A 17105-nucleotide genomic window follows, 5' to 3' on the forward strand; every position below is an offset into this window, starting at 1 on the left:
CGGTACGCAACACCAATGGGTAGACGAAAGAAGATCGTCGAACAGTGCGAACGGCTGATGGACAACCCGGAGCACATCCGGAACATCGCCATCGCCGCGCACGTCGACCACGGTAAGACGACACTCACAGACAACCTGCTCGCCGGGACGGGCATGATCGCCGACGAAGGTGAGGCGACCAAGCTCATGATGGACACGGAAGAGGACGAGCAGGAACGTGGGATCACCATCGACGCGGCGAACGTGTCGATGACCCACGAAGTGGACGACCAGAACCACCTCATCAACCTCATCGACACGCCGGGCCACGTCGACTTCGGTGGCGACGTGACGCGTGCGATGCGTGCAGTCGACGGTGCACTCGTCGTCGTGGACGCAGTCGAGGGAGCCATGCCGCAGACGGAGACCGTCGTTCGGCAGGCACTCCGTGAGGGTGTGAAGCCGGCCCTGTTCATCAACAAGGTCGACCGCCTCATCTCGGAGCTGCAGGAAGGCCCCGAGGAGATGCAGAAGCGTCTCCAGAAGGTCATCGGTAACGTCAACGAGCTCATCCGCGGGATGACCGAGGACATGGACGACGTCGACGACTGGACCGTCTCCGTCCAGGACGGAACCGTCGCGTTCGGGTCCGCCCTGTACATGTGGGGCGTCTCCGTCAACTCCATGCAGCGGACCGGTCTCGACTTCGGCGACATCATCGACCTGGAGCGCGCCGGCAAGCGCAAGGAGCTCCACGAGAAGACGCCGCTCTCGAACGTCGTGCTCGACATGGTCGTCGAGCACTTCCCGGACCCCATCGAGGCACAGCCCCGTCGTATCCCGCGCATCTGGCGCGGTGACGACGAGCTCGACGTCGCCGAGCAGATGCGTCTGGTCGACGACGACGGCGAGGTCGTCTTCATGTGTACCGACATCCACATGGACCCCCACGCTGGCGAGGTCGCGACCGGTCGCGTCTTCTCCGGCACGATGGAGAAGGGACAGGACCTCTACGTCTCCGGGACCGCGGGCACGAACCGCCTGCAGTCCGTTGGCCTGTTCATGGGTGGCGAGCGCGAGGAAGTGGACCACGTCCCTGCAGGGAACATCGCAGCCGTCACGGGCCTCAAGGACGCCATCGCCGGATCCACCGTCTCCTCCATCGAGATGACGCCGTTCGAGTCCATCGAACACATCTCGGAGCCGGTCATCACGAAGTCCGTCGAGGCGAAGAACATGGACGACCTGCCGAAGCTCATCGAGACGCTCCGCCAGGTCTCCAAGGAGGACCCGACCATCCAGATCACGATCAACGAGGACACGGGCGAGCACCTCATCTCCGGGCAGGGCGAGCTCCACCTCGAGGTCATCACCCAGCGCATCGAGCGCAACCAGGGCATCCCAGTCATCACCGGTGAGCCGATCGTCGTCTACCGCGAGGCACCGCGCGCGGAGACCGGCGAGGTCGAGGGTATCTCCCCGAACCGCCACAACCGGTTCTACATGACCCTCGAGCCGATGGACGAGGACATCGTCGAGAAGATCCGCATGGGCGAGGTCTCCATGGACATGCCCGAACTGGAACGCCGTGAGGCCTTCCAGGAGGCCGGCATGGACAAGGACACCTCCCAGAACGTCGAGCACATCTTCGGGACGAACGTCCTCATCGACGACACGAAGGGTATCCAGCACCTCAACGAGACGATGGAACTCGTCATCGAGGGCCTCGAAGAGGCGCTCGCCGACGGTCCGCTCGCTGCCGAGCCCGTCCAGGGTGCGCTCCTTCGCCTGAAGGACGCCCGACTCCACGAGGACACCATCCACCGTGGTCCGGCGCAGGTCATCCCTGCGGTCCGTGAGGCCGTCCACCGGTCGCTCATCCACGCGGGTGTCGCGCTGATGGAGCCGATGCAGGACGTCCGCCTCGACGTGCCGAACGAGCACATGGGTGCGGCGTCCGGCGAGATCCAGGGTCGCCGTGGCCGCGTCGACGACATGTACCAGGAGGGTGACCTCATGGTCGTCGAGGGTATCGCGCCCGTCGACGAGATGATCGGCTTCTCCTCCGACATCCGCAGCGCGACCGAGGGTCGTGCGTCGTGGAACACGGAGAACGCTGGCTTCGAGTTCATGTCCGACAGTCTCCAGAAAGAGAAGATCATGGAGATCCGCGAGCGCAAGGGAATGAAGCTCGAACTCCCCGAAGGCGCAGACTACCTGTAACTCGGTTCTCTCCCTCTTTCGTTCTCGACCCCGCCCAGCGGCGCGTCTGTTGGTTGAACTGAGTGTATGATTCGTTATCAGGAAGGTTTATTCTATCCGACGAGACATACGGAATGTAACGTGCCTGCAGGCTGCCCCCACTGTGGTCGTCAGCTCATCCCGGTCGGCGTCCACACGACGGTCATCTCGCCACCAGTCGCCGCCTCGGCCGGCGATGGAAGCGATGTCGAGTCAGCGGCGATGGCCGGTCCAGCGGGCGAACGCGAGGAACTGCGCCGGACGGTGGCCGAACTCACGGAACGGACCATCGTCATCAGGGCAGTCGCGCTCCGCCCTGACGACCCGGAGCCGGTCGTCGCGGAGTGGTGTCCCGAGGAGTCGTGCACCGGGCAGCAGGAGGCGAGGGACGCGGTCGGGGCCCACCTCGACCGGCTGGCCCAGACGTACCGGGAGTGATGTTCTCCGCTCAGAACGGCAGGTAGCGGTCGTACAGGTCGTCGATACGGTCGTTGATCTTCGTGCCGTCCTGTGACCCCCACGGATAGCGCGAGAAGTAGAACCCACAGGCGACGAGGATGGCGAGCGTCGAGGCCAGCTGTGGCGCGACGTAGCTTCCGAGGAACAGGATGACGAACGCGAGCACGCCCGCCACGAGGACGTCGAACAGTTGCCGTGCGATGGACATACCGAAGGATTCGGTCGGGCGGCAAAGAAGTCACCGAAGGTGAAACCAGTCGCCGACGGCGAAACGAGTCGCCCGATGCGAAAGTACTCACCGAAGGAGAGGAGAGTTTTGCGAGTGGCTGAAGGCTTATATCGCTCAGGCAGGTCAGACCTACGTATGGACCGACGACGCGCCGTGTTCTTCGCGGGTGATTTCGATGGCGACTGACGTCTCCGAGACGCGGCGAGCGTACACAGTCCGGCTGGAACTCGTCGACGAGCCGGGCGAACTGTTGCGCGCGCTGCGTCCCATCGCGGACAACGGAGGGAACCTCCTCTCTATCTTCCACGAACGGGGGAACCTCACACCGCGGGGGAACATCCCGGTCGAGGTCGACCTGGAGTGTACGCCGAGTCGCTTCGACGACGTCGTCAACGGGCTTAGGGACGCGGGTGTGACCATCATCCAGGCGGGTGCCGACCAGTACGCCGAACAGGTGAGCGTCCTGCTCGTCGGGCACCTCGTCGAGACCGACCTCTCGGACACCCTGGAGACCATCGAGGAGTGCAGTGGGGCTTCGGTGACCGACTTCGCGCTCGACGCGCCAGCAGGTACCGACGACGTCTCGAGTGCACGTGCACAGCTCGCGATCGAGCCGGGCCAGACCGAGGAGGCGCTCTCGGTCGTCCGGACGGTCGCCGAACGCAAGGACCTGCGTGTCGTCGAACCGCTCGTGGAGGGTGAGGCATGAAGGTCGCCATCCTCGGTGCGGGCGCGGTCGGCCGGTCGGTCGCGCGACTCGCGGGCGACCACGGGCACACGGTGACGGGTATCGCGGATTCGAGTTCGGGCGTGACGAACCCCGACGGCATCGACGTGGATGCAATACTCAGCCGGAAGTCGGCACGGGGCCACGTCGGCTCGGCCGACCCCGACGCGGTGCTCGATGGCGAGTACGACGTGCTCGTCGAGGCGACGCCGACGACGCTCGGTGACGCCGAGCCAGCCTTCTCGCACGTGCGCACCGCGCTGGAGCGCGACAGGCACGTCGTGCTGGCGAACAAGGGGCCGGTCGCGGAGCGATACGCGGACGTGCAGGCGCTCGAAGCCGAGAGCGAGGGTGAGGTGCTGTTCGAGGCGACCGTCGCCGGCGCGATCCCGGTGCTGGGCACGGTCGCGGACTACGGCCCGTCGCAGGTCACCGCGGTGCGGGGCGTCCTCAACGGGACGGCGAACTTCATCCTCTCGCGGATGGCTGCGGAAGGGCTGGACTACGAGCACGTCCTCGCGGAGGCCCAGGACCTCGGCGTCGCCGAGGCAGACCCCGCCTTCGACGTCGAAGGGACCGACGCCGCGCTCAAGTGCGTCATCCTCTCGAACGTGCTTGCGGAGGGTGAGACCGAGTACACGCTCGCGGACGCGGACGTGGAGGGTATCGTCGACATCCCGCCGAGCGCGCTCCAGCTCGCCCAGTCCGACGGCCAGACCGTCCGCCTCGTCGGCGAGGCGACCCCGTCGGGCATCCGTGTCGGCCCGCGACTCGTCCCGACGGACAGCCCGCTTGCGGTGACCGGGACGGAGAACATCGTCCAGCTCGAGACGACCTACGCGGGCACGCTCGCGCTCCGGGGGCGCGGGGCGGGTGGTGACCCCACTGCGAGCGCGGTGCTCGCGGACATCGCGCGCCTCTCCTGAGCGCCCCTTTGGTGTGCATTCGCACGCCAAACCGCAAGACGGCGCGGGGCTGTCGTGAGGCCCGTATCGAAATGGTTTTAACTGTTTCTGCCGAAAGATTCCCACACAGCGCCTCTGCGCGTGAGATACAACAATGAGCGACAAACCGCACCAGAACCTGGCCGTCATCGGCCACGTCGACCACGGTAAGAGCACACTGGTCGGGCGACTCCTCTTCGAGACGGGGAGCGTGCCCGAGCACGTCATCGAGCAGTACCGAGAAGAAGCAGAAGAGAAGGGCAAGGGTGGCTTCGAGTTCGCCTACGTCATGGACAACCTCGCCGAGGAGCGCGAGCGCGGTGTAACCATCGACATCGCCCACCAGGAGTTCGACACGGACTCGTACTACTTCACCATCGTCGACTGTCCGGGTCACCGTGACTTCGTCAAGAACATGATCACGGGCGCGTCCCAGGCAGACAACGCCGTCCTCGTCGTCGCCGCAGACGACGGTGTCGCACCCCAGACCCGAGAGCACGTCTTCCTGGCCCGCACGCTGGGTATCGACGAGCTCATCATCGGCGTCAACAAGATGGACGTCGTCGACTACGACGAGGCCAAGTACAAGGAGGTCAAGGCTGAGGTCCAGAAGCTCCTCAAGCAGGTCAACTTCCGCTCCGAGGACGCGACCTTCATCCCGATTTCCGCGTTCGAAGGCGACAACATCGCCGAGCGCTCCGACAACACCTCCTGGTACGATGGCGACATCCTCCTCGAGGCCCTCAACAACCTCCCGGAGCCCCAGGAGCCGACCGACGCGCCCCTGCGCCTCCCGATCCAGGACGTCTACACCATCTCCGGCATCGGTACGGTCCCGGTTGGCCGTGTCGAGACGGGTATGCTGAACATCGGCGAGAACGTCTCGTTCCAGCCGTCTGACGTCGGTGGCGAGGTCAAGACCATCGAGATGCACCACGAGGAAGTCCCGGAGGCTGGCCCCGGTGACAACGTCGGCTTCAACGTCCGTGGCATCGGTAAGGACGACATCCGCCGCGGTGACGTCTGTGGCCCCGCCGACGAGCCGCCGACGGTCGCCGAGACCTTCACGGCCCAGATCGTCGTCATGCAGCACCCGTCCGTGATCACGGCCGGCTACACGCCGGTCTTCCACGCCCACACGGCACAGGTCGCCTGTACCATCGAATCCATCGACAAGAAGATGGACCCCAGCTCGGGCGAGGTCGCCGAGGAGAACCCGGACTTCATCCAGTCCGGCGACTCCGCGGTCGTCACCGTCCGTCCCCAGAAGCCGCTCAGCATCGAGCCCGCCGGCGAGATCCCGGAGCTCGGTTCCTTCGCAGTCCGCGACATGGGTCAGACCATCGCGGCTGGCAAGGTCATGAGCGTCAACGAGAAGTAAACAATGCAGCAGGCACGCGTCCGGCTCGCGGGAACGAGCCCCGACGACCTCGACAACATCTGTGACGACGTTCGCGAGATCGCGAACAAGACGGGTGTGAACCTGTCGGGTCCCATCCCGCTGCCGACCAAGACGCTCGAAATCCCGACCCGCAAGTCCCCCGACGGTGAGGGTACTGCGACGTGGGAACACTGGGAGATGCGCGTCCACAAGCGTCTCATCGACCTCGACGCCGACGAGCGCGCACTTCGCCAGCTCATGCGGATCCAGGTCCCGAACGACGTCAGCATCGAGATCGTCCTCGAGGACTGACCCGAGGGCCCGACGACGGCTCCGCCGTCGCTCTCTCGCGCAGTTCCGTCGTCCGCCACCTCGGCCGCGAATTTTACTCTCTTTCATGACACCCGAATGTTTAGTAGCGACAGCGCCCGAGTACACGTATGTCCCGCCGCTCCGGGAGCCCGACCCTCGAGACGTTCGCCCTCTTCGCGGTCGTCTTCGCCTTCCAGTCCGTCGTGAGCCTCTTCCAGGCGCTCGTCGGCTTCGCGGGCGTCTACGACTTCCTGTTCGTCCTCCACTCGCCACTCAGCCGGCCCTGGACGCTCGTCACGAGCGTGTACGCCCACGCGGGCCTGCTGCACCTCCTCTCGAACGCCATCGCGCTCGCGCTCGTCGGCTTCGCCCTCGAACGCAAGACCACCCGATTCCGCTACCACACCTTCTTCGTCGTCACCGGTGCCCTCGCCGGGGTCGCACAGGTCCTCACGAGCGGTTTCGTCGCCACCATCGGGTTCGGCCGCCCCACCGCCGTCCTCGGCGCCAGCGGTGCCGTCTTCGCCCTCTACGGCTACGTGCTCGGCGGCAACCGCCTCACCGACGGCCTGCTGTCGCGCTTCGACCTCCCCGAGTGGGCCGAACTCGCCGGCTTCATCCTCGTCGCCGCCCTCGTCACCTGGGCCACCGGCTCCCCCGGCGTCGCCCTCATCGCCCACTTCACCGGCTTCCTCCTCGGCGTCGCCGCCGGCCGACTGCGCCTCCTCGCCACGTCACACCAACCCACGTACGGCTCCCGAAAGGAAAGCTACTAATACGCCGCGGGGGCAAGCTTTGGTTGCGTTCCGCGGGCTCGTAGATCAGGGGTAGATCGCTTCCTTCGCAAGGAAGAGGCCTCGGGTTCAAATCCCGACGAGTCCATTTCCTTCGTTCACTACGTTCACTCAGTCAATGGACTCGTCGTAGTCCCACTCGCTCGCTTCGCTCGCTCGCGGGACTCCCGACGAGTCCAGCGTCGTTTGGGTTGTTTTCTCGGTGAGCCGTCCGACTGTCTTTCAGCACCGAGTGTGATGAGAGGACCACCAAAGACGCCCGCTACTCGAAGGACGTCCTCGTGGCGGTACTCCGACCGCTGGAACAACGCTGGTTCGTCCGCGTGAAGCCGACGACAGCAGACCCAAAGCATGGAAGTACCGCTATACGGAGGGATTTGGCCGGAATTTCTCGGAAACCTGGCCCCGAACCGGGGTCGAAAATCGGTTCTGAGGCTGATAACCGGTTTGGGGGCGTGATACTACAACTAATACAAACTAGGTTGTCAATACATAAACTAGCGATTAAGGGCTTAGAACGCAAGTATTTAGTCGAGAAGCACATAGTTGAGCGCGTGACAGAACTCACCGCCAATGAACGCGAGACCCTCAACAATGTCATTGAGGGCTTGGCTCTCGCGATCTCTCGTAGCGGTGAGCTTGAATCCGACGCAGTTACCAAGACCAGTAAAACAAAACTTGAGAAGTTTATCTTCCAGGCGTTGGCTGACACTGATGAACTGGACAGTATCACCTACAGTTGGTATATCGCTGGTGCGAAGACAGATACACCTAACTCAGAGCTCTCCATCGGCGCATTGGAAAACGCATTCAACCGTGTGACTGGTCAGACTGCGTCTCCTGATGTCCAAAAAGAATTCGTGGACAGTCGTTCGGATTATAATCCAATCCCTGAAGTTGAACGTTTCGCAGAGTACTTTCTACGCGAATTCGATTTGGAAGACAGCTGGTTTACTCGGGGAGAAATGTACCTCCTCGATTTCTATAAAGAACGAGCGCCTGAGGATCTTAGAGACCTCTACGTTGCAGTTCAAGAACTTAGAAATACCCTGAATTATGCAATCAGAGAGATTCGCCGGGTGAAAACAGACTCCCCCAATGAAATGACCCTCTCTCAATTTCAGGTCAGCTCAGAGGTGAAGGGCCCAGATTTGTATGAAGAAGTTGCAGACTTGGTTTCAGAGATTCATCTCCAGATGGCTATGGATGAGCAACTGAAACCTCTCCTCAGCGATTTTAAGGCCTTCAGTGACATACTTGAAGACGCTTTCCTCGCCCTCAGCCAGATGAATGTGGAGCGACTCAGCGACTCACAGCTCCAAATGTTCCAAAGCCTCCGAAGATTCTATTTTTACGAGGCGTGGAAGCTCCCGAGCTACGCGATTTCTATGAGGACAGCATCTGGTCCTCGAGCTGAAGACCTGAAAGTTCGACACGCCCAAGAAATAGAGCAGCATCGAGAGGAATACAAGGATAAATTGGAGGCACTACGTCAGGACGCTGCAAGTAGTGCACTGGTGCCCACTGCAACCGATTACCCTTGCCTCTCTGAGGATACGCCTCACATAGAGAGTCTCGTTGAACGGTATCTCACTACCGCAAAATGAGCATTGACGGTCCTGAAAGGTTGCCTGGAGTATTCTGCGACACTTCAGTACTCCTCAGATATGTGCTGGGACAAGGAGATACCGCAGCACAGGAGCTTTTAATTGAGAAAGAGAACTCCAAAATCATCAGTCCTAAAGTCAAAGAGGAATTCGAAATAGTTCCTGAAAGGAAAGAAGAAATCTACCTTGATTTCATGGAGCTTCTCACGTCCGAGGACAGGTCAATTGCGGAAGCCAAAGCAGAAGATAGAGACTATCTGAAGACCAATGATGTTGACTTTTTCAAATCCTTGAGGGACGAAATCGCCAGCAAGGATGATAAACGGGCGAAATTAAAGACACTACGTGAGAAACAAAAAATAATCGACCAGCGCTGGGGTCGTGTTTCTGCTCTCGTCGAAGACACTAAAGAACAAAATGACGATTTGGGATTGATTCTGAAACTCGGTAGAATCGTGGATAACGAGGATGATGTACAAGTCATCTGTGACGCAGCTCGATGGTCCGATAACGGAGGAAGCGGGTTATTTTGCACCCTTGATTATCACGATATCATCAATAACCGAGACGAGATTCGGGAGGCAATCCTGGATTACGATGAGAACTGTGACAGTCTGAAAATCGGTGACCCCTCGGGCATCTTATCGAGACTCGACGACCAAGACGACCCGTAAATCTGGCTTACTCCAGTGCTCTTTGGATGAGCATCCAGATTATAGCAAGGATTGTCCCTCCAACACCACAGAATATCATCAACTCAGTAACGTACTGAACGAACTGGTCCCCAATCGTGGAGAGCACTATTGTCTCCAAAATCTACACCTCCTGTGGAAATAGAAGATATTCGTATATTTACCTTTACTGCATGAAGAAACAAGTTCTACTTTGAAGCCTTCATGGAAGCATCGACTACAACCTGTACAGTTTTCTCCTCTCGTCGATAGCGCGAGAGATAGTCGCCCCGCCCACAGTCCAGTTCCCCAGCGGCCTTCCACTTGCTCAGGTCGCCCAACGCCACCGTATCGAGCACAGTCGTCACCCGGTCGTAGTCTTCGGCTCGACCAGCTCACTATCGTCCTTCTGGAATCCCAGCGGGGCCGGGCCGTGATGGTAGTCCTCGTTTTGCATCCGTGGCACGATACCCTTGTGAGTCCGCTTCTGTGCCATCTCGGTCTCCGACTGCGCGAACACACCGAGGAGCCGAAACAGCGCGTTCTAGAACGGGTCGTCGGTCGCCCCGTTCAGAACAGGTCGAAGCTCGGCCAGCTGTCGACGTTGTCGATGGCGTTGTCGACGGCCTGTTTGAGCGAGTTTCCGAACCTGTCGCTCGACGGGCGGGTGTTCGCGAGGGCGGCGAACGCGAAGCCGTCGGTGCGCTGGACCATGAAGCCGAGCGAGCCGGGCATGGCGCCGTTGTGGCCGCGCCAGGTCGACATGACGGTCCAGCCTTCGCCGTAGCTCGGGTTCGGTCCCTCCACGTCGTACAGTTCGGTCGTGGTCGCCGCGTCGAGGATGTCGCGTTTCCGGGGTTGGCCGTCGACCCGGGTGAGGAACCGGCAGAGGTCGATGGGCGTGCCGACCCAGCCGCCGTGGGCGTCCATCCTGGCGACGGGGATGTTGTACGCGTTGCTGCCGTAGTAGGTGACCTCCCCGGACTTGCGTAGGGCCTCCGTGTCGCCCGCGATCTCCATCCGGCTGATGCCGGCGGGTGCGAGGATGTCGGACCTGACGTAGTCCTCGTAGGACTGGCCGGAGACCGCCTCGATGATACGGCCGAGGACGCAGTACCCGAAGTTCGAGTACTGGTAGTTGGTGCCCGGTTCGGTCTGGAGCGGGCGGTTCGCCACCACGAACTCGATGAGTTCCTCCTGGTCCTTATCGAGGTAGTTGAACATCGGGTCGTTCGGGGTGTTCTGCCACCCGCTGGTGTGTTCGAGCAGGTGGTCGACGGTGACCCGGTTCGGGTTGCTGGTGGTGATGGCGGGGCCGTAGGTGGGCGTCCCGTATCTGGTCCCGAGGACGCCATCGGAGCCGAAGACGGGGTCGTCGAGGGCGAGCTGGTTCGTCTCGACGAGCTCCATGATGGCCACCGCGGTGATGGGTTTGGAGATGCTCGCGACCCGGAACCGGTGGGACGGGCGGACGAGTTCGCGGGTGTCGCTGTTCGCGAACCCGTAGCCCTTCGCGAACACGAGGCGCTCGTCCCTGGTGATGGCGACCGAGAGCCCGGTGATACCGTTTCGGCGGCGGTAGCCGTCGAGGAAGCGGTCGATGGTCCGGATGTCGCCCGGTGAGAGCCCCTCGGACTCCCAGATGGCGGCGTACCGGGCACCGCGGCGGTCACTGTACCCGCTGATGTGGACGAGGCGGTAGCCCTGGTAGGCGTAGGACTCGAACTCACCCTGGTACTGGGCGCTGGTCATGCCGTGACGGGCGACCCAGCCGGGGCCGGAGCGCTTCTCCCAGATGGCGGCGAAGCGGGGCCCACCGCGGACGGAGTAGCCGCTGACGTGGACGAGGCGGTAGCCCTCTCTCGCCCGTCTGCTGAACTCGGTCTGGTACTGGGCGTTGGTCATGCCGTGACGGGCGACCCAGCTGGGCCCGGAGCGCTTCTCCCAGATGGCGGCGTACCGGGCGCTCCCGCCGACGCCGTAGCCGCTGACGTGGACGAGCCGGTAGCCGTCTCTGGCGCGGGTGGTGAACTCGGTCTGGTACTGGGCGCTGGTCATGCCGTGACGGGCGACCCAGGCGGTGCCGCGACGCTTCTCCCAGATGGCGGCGAAGCGGGGCTGGCCACGGACGGTGTACCCGCTGATGTCGGTGAGCCGGTAGCCCTCTCTCGCCCGTCTGCTGAACTCGGTCTGGTACTGGGCGCTGGTCATGCCGTGACGGGCGACCCAGGCGGGGCCGCGGCGCTTCTCCCAGATGGCGGCGAAGCGGGGCTGGCCACGGACGGTGTACCCGCTGATGTTCGTCAGGCGATACCCCTGTCTGGCGTAGCTGGTGAACGCACGCTGGTACTGCGACCCGGTCAAGCCGTGGCGGGCCACCCATTGCCCGCGCTGCCGGCGGCGATACTGGGCGTGTGGTGCCCACGGCGTGGCCGCCCGTGCGGGAACCGTCCCGCCGACTGCACCGAGCGACAGGCCTGCCGACAGGGTTCCGAGTCCGGTGAGCAGTTCACGCCGCCCGATTCCGGGGCGGCGGGTCGCTGGCGGTCGCTGGTCGCGTTCTGGTAGCTGTCTCATGTTGCCTCTCCTTGACCCCCCTCTGGCCAGGCCGGAGGCCGATTGTCGACATGTTGGCGTGTTCTCGTTCTGCCGGGGCCCCTCGGCGCTAGCAATGGCTAGTACGCCGGAGGGCCGAATAACCATTTTTCGCGCCTGCAGGCATTAGAACCGTGAATATCGGAGTCTCTGGGGTTTCGGGGCGACCCGGGGGATGGCGGGGTCGTCACCGTTGAGGGCCGGCACCCCACGGATGCGGCCCGGATTCGGGCAGCCCCGGACTGGATTCAAGCACAGTCATGTCGGCAAGAAGAGCTAAGTAGCGTTAGTTTAGTTTCCTACAATAATAGCACTCATGTTAGGTGGGGATACGACAACAATTGACACACGAGGGGCACTCGCCGTGGTACTCGCAGTCGTCGCACTGACCGGGATGGTGACGCCAGCGCTCGCCGTCTCGGCGGCTCCGACGGCCCCGGCCGACCTGCACACGGGCCAGTCCCCGAGCACCGACGGCCAGGCGCCGGTCGGGACGCCGGCCGAACAGGCCTCGATCGCGCCACCGGAACGGAACGAGACGGCCACCGTGACGACGACGAACGTGACGCTGGTCACGGGGCAGACGGTCACGGTCGTCGAACAGGGCAACGAGACGACGTACCAGGTCCACAGTCCGGGGCTGCGCAAGGTCGAGACCCGGCAGGGGACGTACGTCTTCCCGCAGTCGGTCGACTTCACGACGTTCGAGCCCGCCCTGTTCAACGTCGACCAGCTCGTCGCACAGAACTACACCGACGCTGACACCGACAGCGTTCCCATCATCGTCGAGCGTCGAGAGACGGCAGGGACGTTCGGGCTCGAATCGTTCGGGTCCTCGCTGGCGGCCGCGGAGGGTGTCGAGACGAAGAGCGTGCTCGGTTCCGCCAACGCGGTCGCGAGCAGCGTCTCGAAGGCCGACGCAGCGGCCGCCGCCGCACGACTGCGGGCTGACCCGTCTGTCGAGCGGGTCCATCTCGACAGCCAGATCGAACTGAACCTCGACGAGGCGAACGAACTCGTCTCCGCGCCGAGTGGCCGACAGCAGTACAACGTGACCGGGACGAACGTCACGGTCGCGGTGGTCGACTCCGGCGTCGACAACAGCCACCCAATGCTCGAAGACGCCGTCGTGGACGAGGCCGACATGGTCGAACACGATGGTGAGGCACAGGACACCGTCGGACACGGGACCCACGTCGCGGGCATCGTCGCGGGTCGGTCGGTCAACGGCAGCAACATCACCGGTATCGCGCCGAACGCGAGCATCATGGACGTTCGCGTCGGCGACTACTACCTGACCGAGTCCGACATCATCGAGGGCGTCGAGTACGCGGTGACCAACGATGCCGATATCATCAGCATGAGTCTCGGTGGCTCGCCGTCGACGAACGACCCGCTGGTCGACGCGGTCCAGAACGCCTCGGACAACGGCGTCACCGTCGTGGTGGCTGCCGGCAACGACGGGTCCTATGGTCGAGAGACCATCGGGTCCCCCGGCGTCGCGCCCGAGGTCATCACGGTCGGTGCGAGCGACAAGTCGGACCAGCTCGCGTACTTCTCCTCGCGCGGACCCACGTCGCTCCAGCACTACGTCAAGCCGGACCTCGTCGCGCCCGGGGTCGACATCGAGAGCGCGGCGCAGGGGCGAAACGGGACGACCACGATGAGCGGGACGAGCATGGCGACCCCGGCGGTCTCCGGGGCGGCGGCGCTCCTCATCGCCGAACACCCGGACTGGAACCAGAGCCAGGTCCGGAGCGCGCTCGTGACCACCACCGACCGACTCGACACGTCCTACGACGTGTACCAGACCGGCTCGGGGCGGCTCAACGTCTCCCGTGCGCTCGGCACCGACCTGCTCGTGAGTCCGAGCACGGTCCAGTTCGGGCTCGTCGACGGGTCGGCCAGCAAGAACGTCACCCTCCACAACTACGGGGACGAGAACCGGACCCTCTCGCTCGACGCATCCGTTCGGGCCGTCAGCGGGAGTGGGAGCGGCACCGCGACCCTGGAGACGCGGTCGGTGACGCTCGCGCCCAACGAGACCGCGACGGTCGAACTCACCGTCACGGCGACCGGTAACGGGATCTTCTCGGGCCGGCTCGCGATCAACGACTCGGCCGCGACCGGCAACGAGAGCTGGCGACGCGCCAGTTTCGGCTTCGTCTCCCAGCGGACTGTCACCGTGCAATCCAACGGGCTCAACGGGACGAGCGTCGAGGGTGACGTGGTCACCATCAACGACGGCTACTACACCCGCTCTATCGGTTCGCTCGACGAGAACGGGACCTACACCGCGACCGGGCTCCCGAACGGGACCTACACGGTCACCGTCCACGGGACGGACGAATCCTCGAACAATCAGTCGGTGCTCTCGTTCGCGCAGGTGAACGTCACGGGTGATACGACCGTCACGGTGAACGAGTCCGACACCGTCCGGTTCACGTTCGACACGTCGAACCTGTCCGGGGCGAACGAGTCGCTCTCGGTGCTGCAGCGGGACGTGATCGCCGAACTCGACGGCGTCCCCTTCCGAATCGACACGGCGTTCCCCGAGAGCACGACGTTCCGGGTGTCGAATCTCTCGGACCTGAACGTGAGTACGCACCACATCGTCGTCCCGTCGGCCGCCTACCCGAACCAGTCGGACCACCTGGACACGCCCGAACTCTACGACGTGGTCAACGCGACGTGGGGTGTCGACGGGCCGGTGACGTACGCGCCGACGAAGGAGGCGCTCGCGGTCGAGAACATCACGTACCACCGGACCGACCCCGGTGCCACCATCTGGGTCGCCCGTCACTGGGGCATCACGAACCGGTCGGTCCACGAATCGACGTACCTGGTCCCCTACTACGACCTCGACGGGCGGACGGACCAGACCATCTACGCCTCACAGCACGCAGCCAACGAGAGCGTCGAGTACGCCATCGAGGGCGTCGGCTACTGGTGGTGGACCGACGACACCACCAGCGTCGTTCAGGACGGGACGAACACGTCGCTGAACCGGTATCCGCTCCTCATCGACGTCGGGACGCCGGAGCCCGACTACGGCAAAGCGTTCAACGTCGAGTCGACGACCATCGACCAGGCCGGTCGTGCCCTCGACGGCAACCCCGAGCCGGACCACTGTGAGCTGTACCGGAACGGCACGCAGGTCGACGACTGGGGGAGCAGCTGGTGCTGGGACGCCTCCAGCAGCACCGAGGCGGTCGCGCCCAACGGGACGACCTACCGATACATGGTCGAGGGCGACTTCGACCGAGTCGGCTGGGACGGGAGCACTCGCGCAGTCTACGAGACGACCGTCCGGAACGGCTCCTACAGCGACGTGCCCGAGGTGACGGCCATCGACTTCGCCGAACTGGACGCGAACAACTCGCTGCCGAAGCGACCCGTCTCGGCGACCATCACGGTCGACCAGAACCTGACGAACGCGACCGTCTACGTCCGCTACGCGTCCAACTACGTGGACGAGGCACCCTACGAGGGTGACGTGAACACCACCAACTCCCCGTGGCGGGAGGCGGACGTCCAGGTGGTCGACGCGTCGGCTGGCACCATCCGCGCGACCCTCGACACGCGCAACGTCACGGACGGGCCGATGCACATCAGCGTGACCGTCGTCGACGCGGAGGGCGACCGCTACACGGTCACCGCCCGGCAGGGCGCGGACACCACCTGGGACCGCAACCCGGACCGGACCATCACGGCGACGGTCCTGAAACCCGATGGGAACGCCTCGAACACCACCGAGTTCGTCTCGTGGTACGACGGTACCACCGGCATCCACGCCATCGACGAGAACGGGACCACGTCGTTCACGCTTCCGAATCGGAGCAGCCCCACGCTCTGGGTCGCCGAGACCGACCGCTTCGGCTACGACACCGAGGCACCCATCGACGGTATCGCTGACGTCCACACCGTCCCGGTCGGCACCATCGAGAACGACACCGACCTCGGGACCGTCACGCTCCCGGAGGGACACCGGCTGAACGTGACCGTCGTCACCGACCGGGACAACCCGGTCTCGGACGCGCAGGTGTTCCTCATCGACGTCCCCAACGGCACACCGACGCACGGCCAGGGCCTCGAAGTCGGTGGACGCATCAACGGGACGACCGACACGAACGGGTCGCTCGTGGTCGGCAACACGATCGGACTGGAGGCGAACGGGACCGTCCGCGTGGACGTCATCGTCCCCGACGCACCGCAGTTCCCCGAGAGCCTGAACGCGACCGTGGTGAACGTGACGAACGCGACGAACCACACCGTCGTCCTCGAGACCCAGGACGTCTGGGCTCCGGACGTCTCGAACGTCAGCGCGACCCTCTCAGACCGGACAATCGGCTTCGAATTCGACACGAACGAGACCATCGGGAGTATCGAGGGCGCGGTCCAGAACTCGGACGGCGTCACGGTGGAACCGCTCGAACTGAGCGACTTCACCCGGAACGGCTCGCACTACGCGATGAACTACACGCCCGAAAGCGGTGGTGACTACAGTGTCGTCATCACGGAGATCGCCGACACGGCCGGTAACAGCGACTTCGTCGGGCTGTACTCGTTCGACGTGCCCGCAGAACAGACCAACACCGGCGGCGGTGGCGGTGGCGGCGGTGGCGGCCAGGGCGGTGGCCCCGCCGGCACGGTCAAGATCAGCGACTGGTCGGTGTCTGACTCGACTGTCGCGCCTGGCGAACAGGTCACGATGACGGTGACCGTCTCGAACACTGCCGACAGCACGAAGACCATCACCCCCGCGCTGTACGTCGACGGCGAACTCGTCGAAGGCAAGCGCCTCTCGGTGCTGAAGGACATGGAACGCACTGTCAAGTTCACCTACCGGTTCGAGGAGTCGGGAACGCACAGCCTCAGCCCCGACGGGAACGACTTCGAGTTCGTCACCGTCGAAGCAGCGGACGAGACGACGACCACGGCCGAGCAGACGACGGCGACGACCACCCCGGTCACGACGACCGAACCGGGCGATGGCGGCGAGTCTGGCACGACCACGACGACCACAACCGAGCAGACGACGGCGACCGACGTGTCGGGTGGGTCCGGTGACGGACTCGGCCAGACGCCCGGCTTCGGCGTCACCGCGATGGTCGGTGCGCTCGTCGCGACGCTGCTGCTCGCTCGGCGACGGGACTGAGCCCCGCC

13 protein-coding genes and 1 tRNA gene are annotated in these 17105 nt (G+C 63.7%); 11 read left to right on the plus strand and 3 right to left on the minus strand.

Annotation, left to right across the window (positions count from 1 at the left end):
* Positions 1 to 15: 15 nt before the first annotated feature.
* Positions 16 to 2202, plus strand: coding sequence for an elongation factor EF-2 (locus N6C22_RS04875; RefSeq protein ID WP_261649811.1), 2187 nt, complete (start codon positions 16 to 18; stop codon positions 2200 to 2202).
* Between the two features lie 120 nt (positions 2203 to 2322).
* Positions 2323 to 2658 carry a hypothetical protein gene (locus N6C22_RS04880; protein ID WP_261649812.1) on the plus strand — a complete coding sequence of 112 codons (336 nt, stop codon included), beginning with the start codon at positions 2323 to 2325 and terminating at the stop codon, positions 2656 to 2658.
* A gap of 10 nt (positions 2659 to 2668) precedes the next feature.
* Here the strand turns inward: N6C22_RS04880 and N6C22_RS04885 are convergent, their stop codons facing one another.
* A complete protein-coding gene (locus N6C22_RS04885) occupies positions 2669 to 2887 on the minus strand; it encodes a hypothetical protein (protein WP_261649813.1) in 219 nt (72 codons plus the stop codon).
* A gap of 196 nt (positions 2888 to 3083) precedes the next feature.
* Here N6C22_RS04885 and N6C22_RS04890 point away from each other — a divergent pair, with 196 nt between their 5' ends.
* The 8 genes from N6C22_RS04890 to N6C22_RS04925 all read left to right on the plus strand — a co-directional run bounded on the left by N6C22_RS04890 (position 3084) and on the right by N6C22_RS04925 (position 9347).
* Complete coding sequence (locus tag N6C22_RS04890; RefSeq protein WP_261649814.1) at positions 3084 to 3617, plus strand: amino acid-binding protein; 534 nt, start codon at positions 3084 to 3086, stop codon at positions 3615 to 3617.
* On the plus strand, positions 3614 to 4561 hold the full coding sequence (locus tag N6C22_RS04895; RefSeq protein WP_261649815.1) for a homoserine dehydrogenase: 948 nt from the start codon (positions 3614 to 3616) through the stop codon (positions 4559 to 4561). The genes N6C22_RS04890 and N6C22_RS04895 overlap by 4 nt, the downstream gene beginning before the upstream one ends.
* A 133-nt stretch (positions 4562 to 4694) precedes the next feature.
* The gene (gene tuf / locus N6C22_RS04900) at positions 4695 to 5960 is read left to right on the plus strand and encodes a translation elongation factor EF-1 subunit alpha (protein WP_261649816.1); all 1266 of its coding nucleotides are present in this window, start codon (positions 4695 to 4697) and stop codon (positions 5958 to 5960) included.
* Between the two features lie 3 nt (positions 5961 to 5963).
* Positions 5964 to 6272, plus strand: a complete 309-nt coding sequence (rpsJ, locus tag N6C22_RS04905) for a 30S ribosomal protein S10 (protein WP_261649817.1) — start codon at positions 5964 to 5966, stop codon at positions 6270 to 6272.
* A 128-nt stretch (positions 6273 to 6400) separates the two neighbouring features.
* Positions 6401 to 7048, plus strand: a complete 648-nt coding sequence (locus N6C22_RS04910) for a rhomboid family intramembrane serine protease (RefSeq protein WP_261649818.1) — start codon at positions 6401 to 6403, stop codon at positions 7046 to 7048.
* Between the two features lie 34 nt (positions 7049 to 7082).
* A tRNA-Ala gene (locus N6C22_RS04915) sits at positions 7083 to 7154 on the plus strand.
* Between the two features lie 466 nt (positions 7155 to 7620).
* Entirely contained in the window at positions 7621 to 8673 is a 1053-nt protein-coding gene (locus N6C22_RS04920) for a hypothetical protein (RefSeq protein ID WP_261649819.1), read from the plus strand.
* Entirely contained in the window at positions 8670 to 9347 is a 678-nt protein-coding gene (locus N6C22_RS04925) for a hypothetical protein (protein ID WP_261649820.1), read from the plus strand. Before N6C22_RS04920 ends, N6C22_RS04925 begins: the two co-directional genes overlap by 4 nt.
* Before the next feature lie 361 nt (positions 9348 to 9708).
* On the opposite strand, the gene N6C22_RS04930 is transcribed toward N6C22_RS04925, so the two are convergent.
* Together N6C22_RS04930 and N6C22_RS04935 are read right to left on the minus strand one after the other, a co-directional pair.
* Positions 9709 to 9864, minus strand: a complete 156-nt coding sequence (locus N6C22_RS04930) for a hypothetical protein (RefSeq protein WP_261649821.1) — start codon at positions 9862 to 9864, stop codon at positions 9709 to 9711.
* A 50-nt stretch (positions 9865 to 9914) separates the two neighbouring features.
* Positions 9915 to 11921, minus strand: coding sequence for a serine hydrolase (locus tag N6C22_RS04935; RefSeq protein WP_261649822.1), 2007 nt, complete (start codon positions 11919 to 11921; stop codon positions 9915 to 9917).
* 382 nt (positions 11922 to 12303) lie between these two features.
* Here N6C22_RS04935 and N6C22_RS04940 point away from each other — a divergent pair, with 382 nt between their 5' ends.
* A complete protein-coding gene (locus N6C22_RS04940; protein ID WP_261649823.1) occupies positions 12304 to 17097 on the plus strand; it encodes a S8 family serine peptidase in 4794 nt (1597 codons plus the stop codon).
* Positions 17098 to 17105: the final 8 nt, after the last annotated feature.

The organism is Haloarchaeobius sp. HME9146, from assembly GCF_025399835.1.
GTDB lineage: Archaea > Halobacteriota > Halobacteria > Halobacteriales > Natrialbaceae > Haloarchaeobius.

Bases quoted from the DNA above. Each gene is read 5' to 3' on its own strand.
- N6C22_RS04875 (WP_261649811.1), top strand. From the start codon at position 16: ATGGGTAGACGAAAGAAGATCGTCGAACAGTGCGAACGGCTGATGGAC.
- N6C22_RS04885 (WP_261649813.1), bottom strand. From the start codon at position 2,887: ATGTCCATCGCACGGCAACTGTTCGACGTCCTCGTGGCGGGCGTGCTC.
- N6C22_RS04890 (WP_261649814.1), top strand. From the start codon at position 3,084: ATGGCGACTGACGTCTCCGAGACGCGGCGAGCGTACACAGTCCGGCTG.
- N6C22_RS04895 (WP_261649815.1), top strand. From the start codon at position 3,614: ATGAAGGTCGCCATCCTCGGTGCGGGCGCGGTCGGCCGGTCGGTCGCG.
- tuf (WP_261649816.1), top strand. From the start codon at position 4,695: ATGAGCGACAAACCGCACCAGAACCTGGCCGTCATCGGCCACGTCGAC.
- rpsJ (WP_261649817.1), top strand. From the start codon at position 5,964: ATGCAGCAGGCACGCGTCCGGCTCGCGGGAACGAGCCCCGACGACCTC.
- N6C22_RS04910 (WP_261649818.1), top strand. From the start codon at position 6,401: ATGTCCCGCCGCTCCGGGAGCCCGACCCTCGAGACGTTCGCCCTCTTC.
- N6C22_RS04925 (WP_261649820.1), top strand. From the start codon at position 8,670: ATGAGCATTGACGGTCCTGAAAGGTTGCCTGGAGTATTCTGCGACACT.
- N6C22_RS04935 (WP_261649822.1), bottom strand. From the start codon at position 11,921: ATGAGACAGCTACCAGAACGCGACCAGCGACCGCCAGCGACCCGCCGC.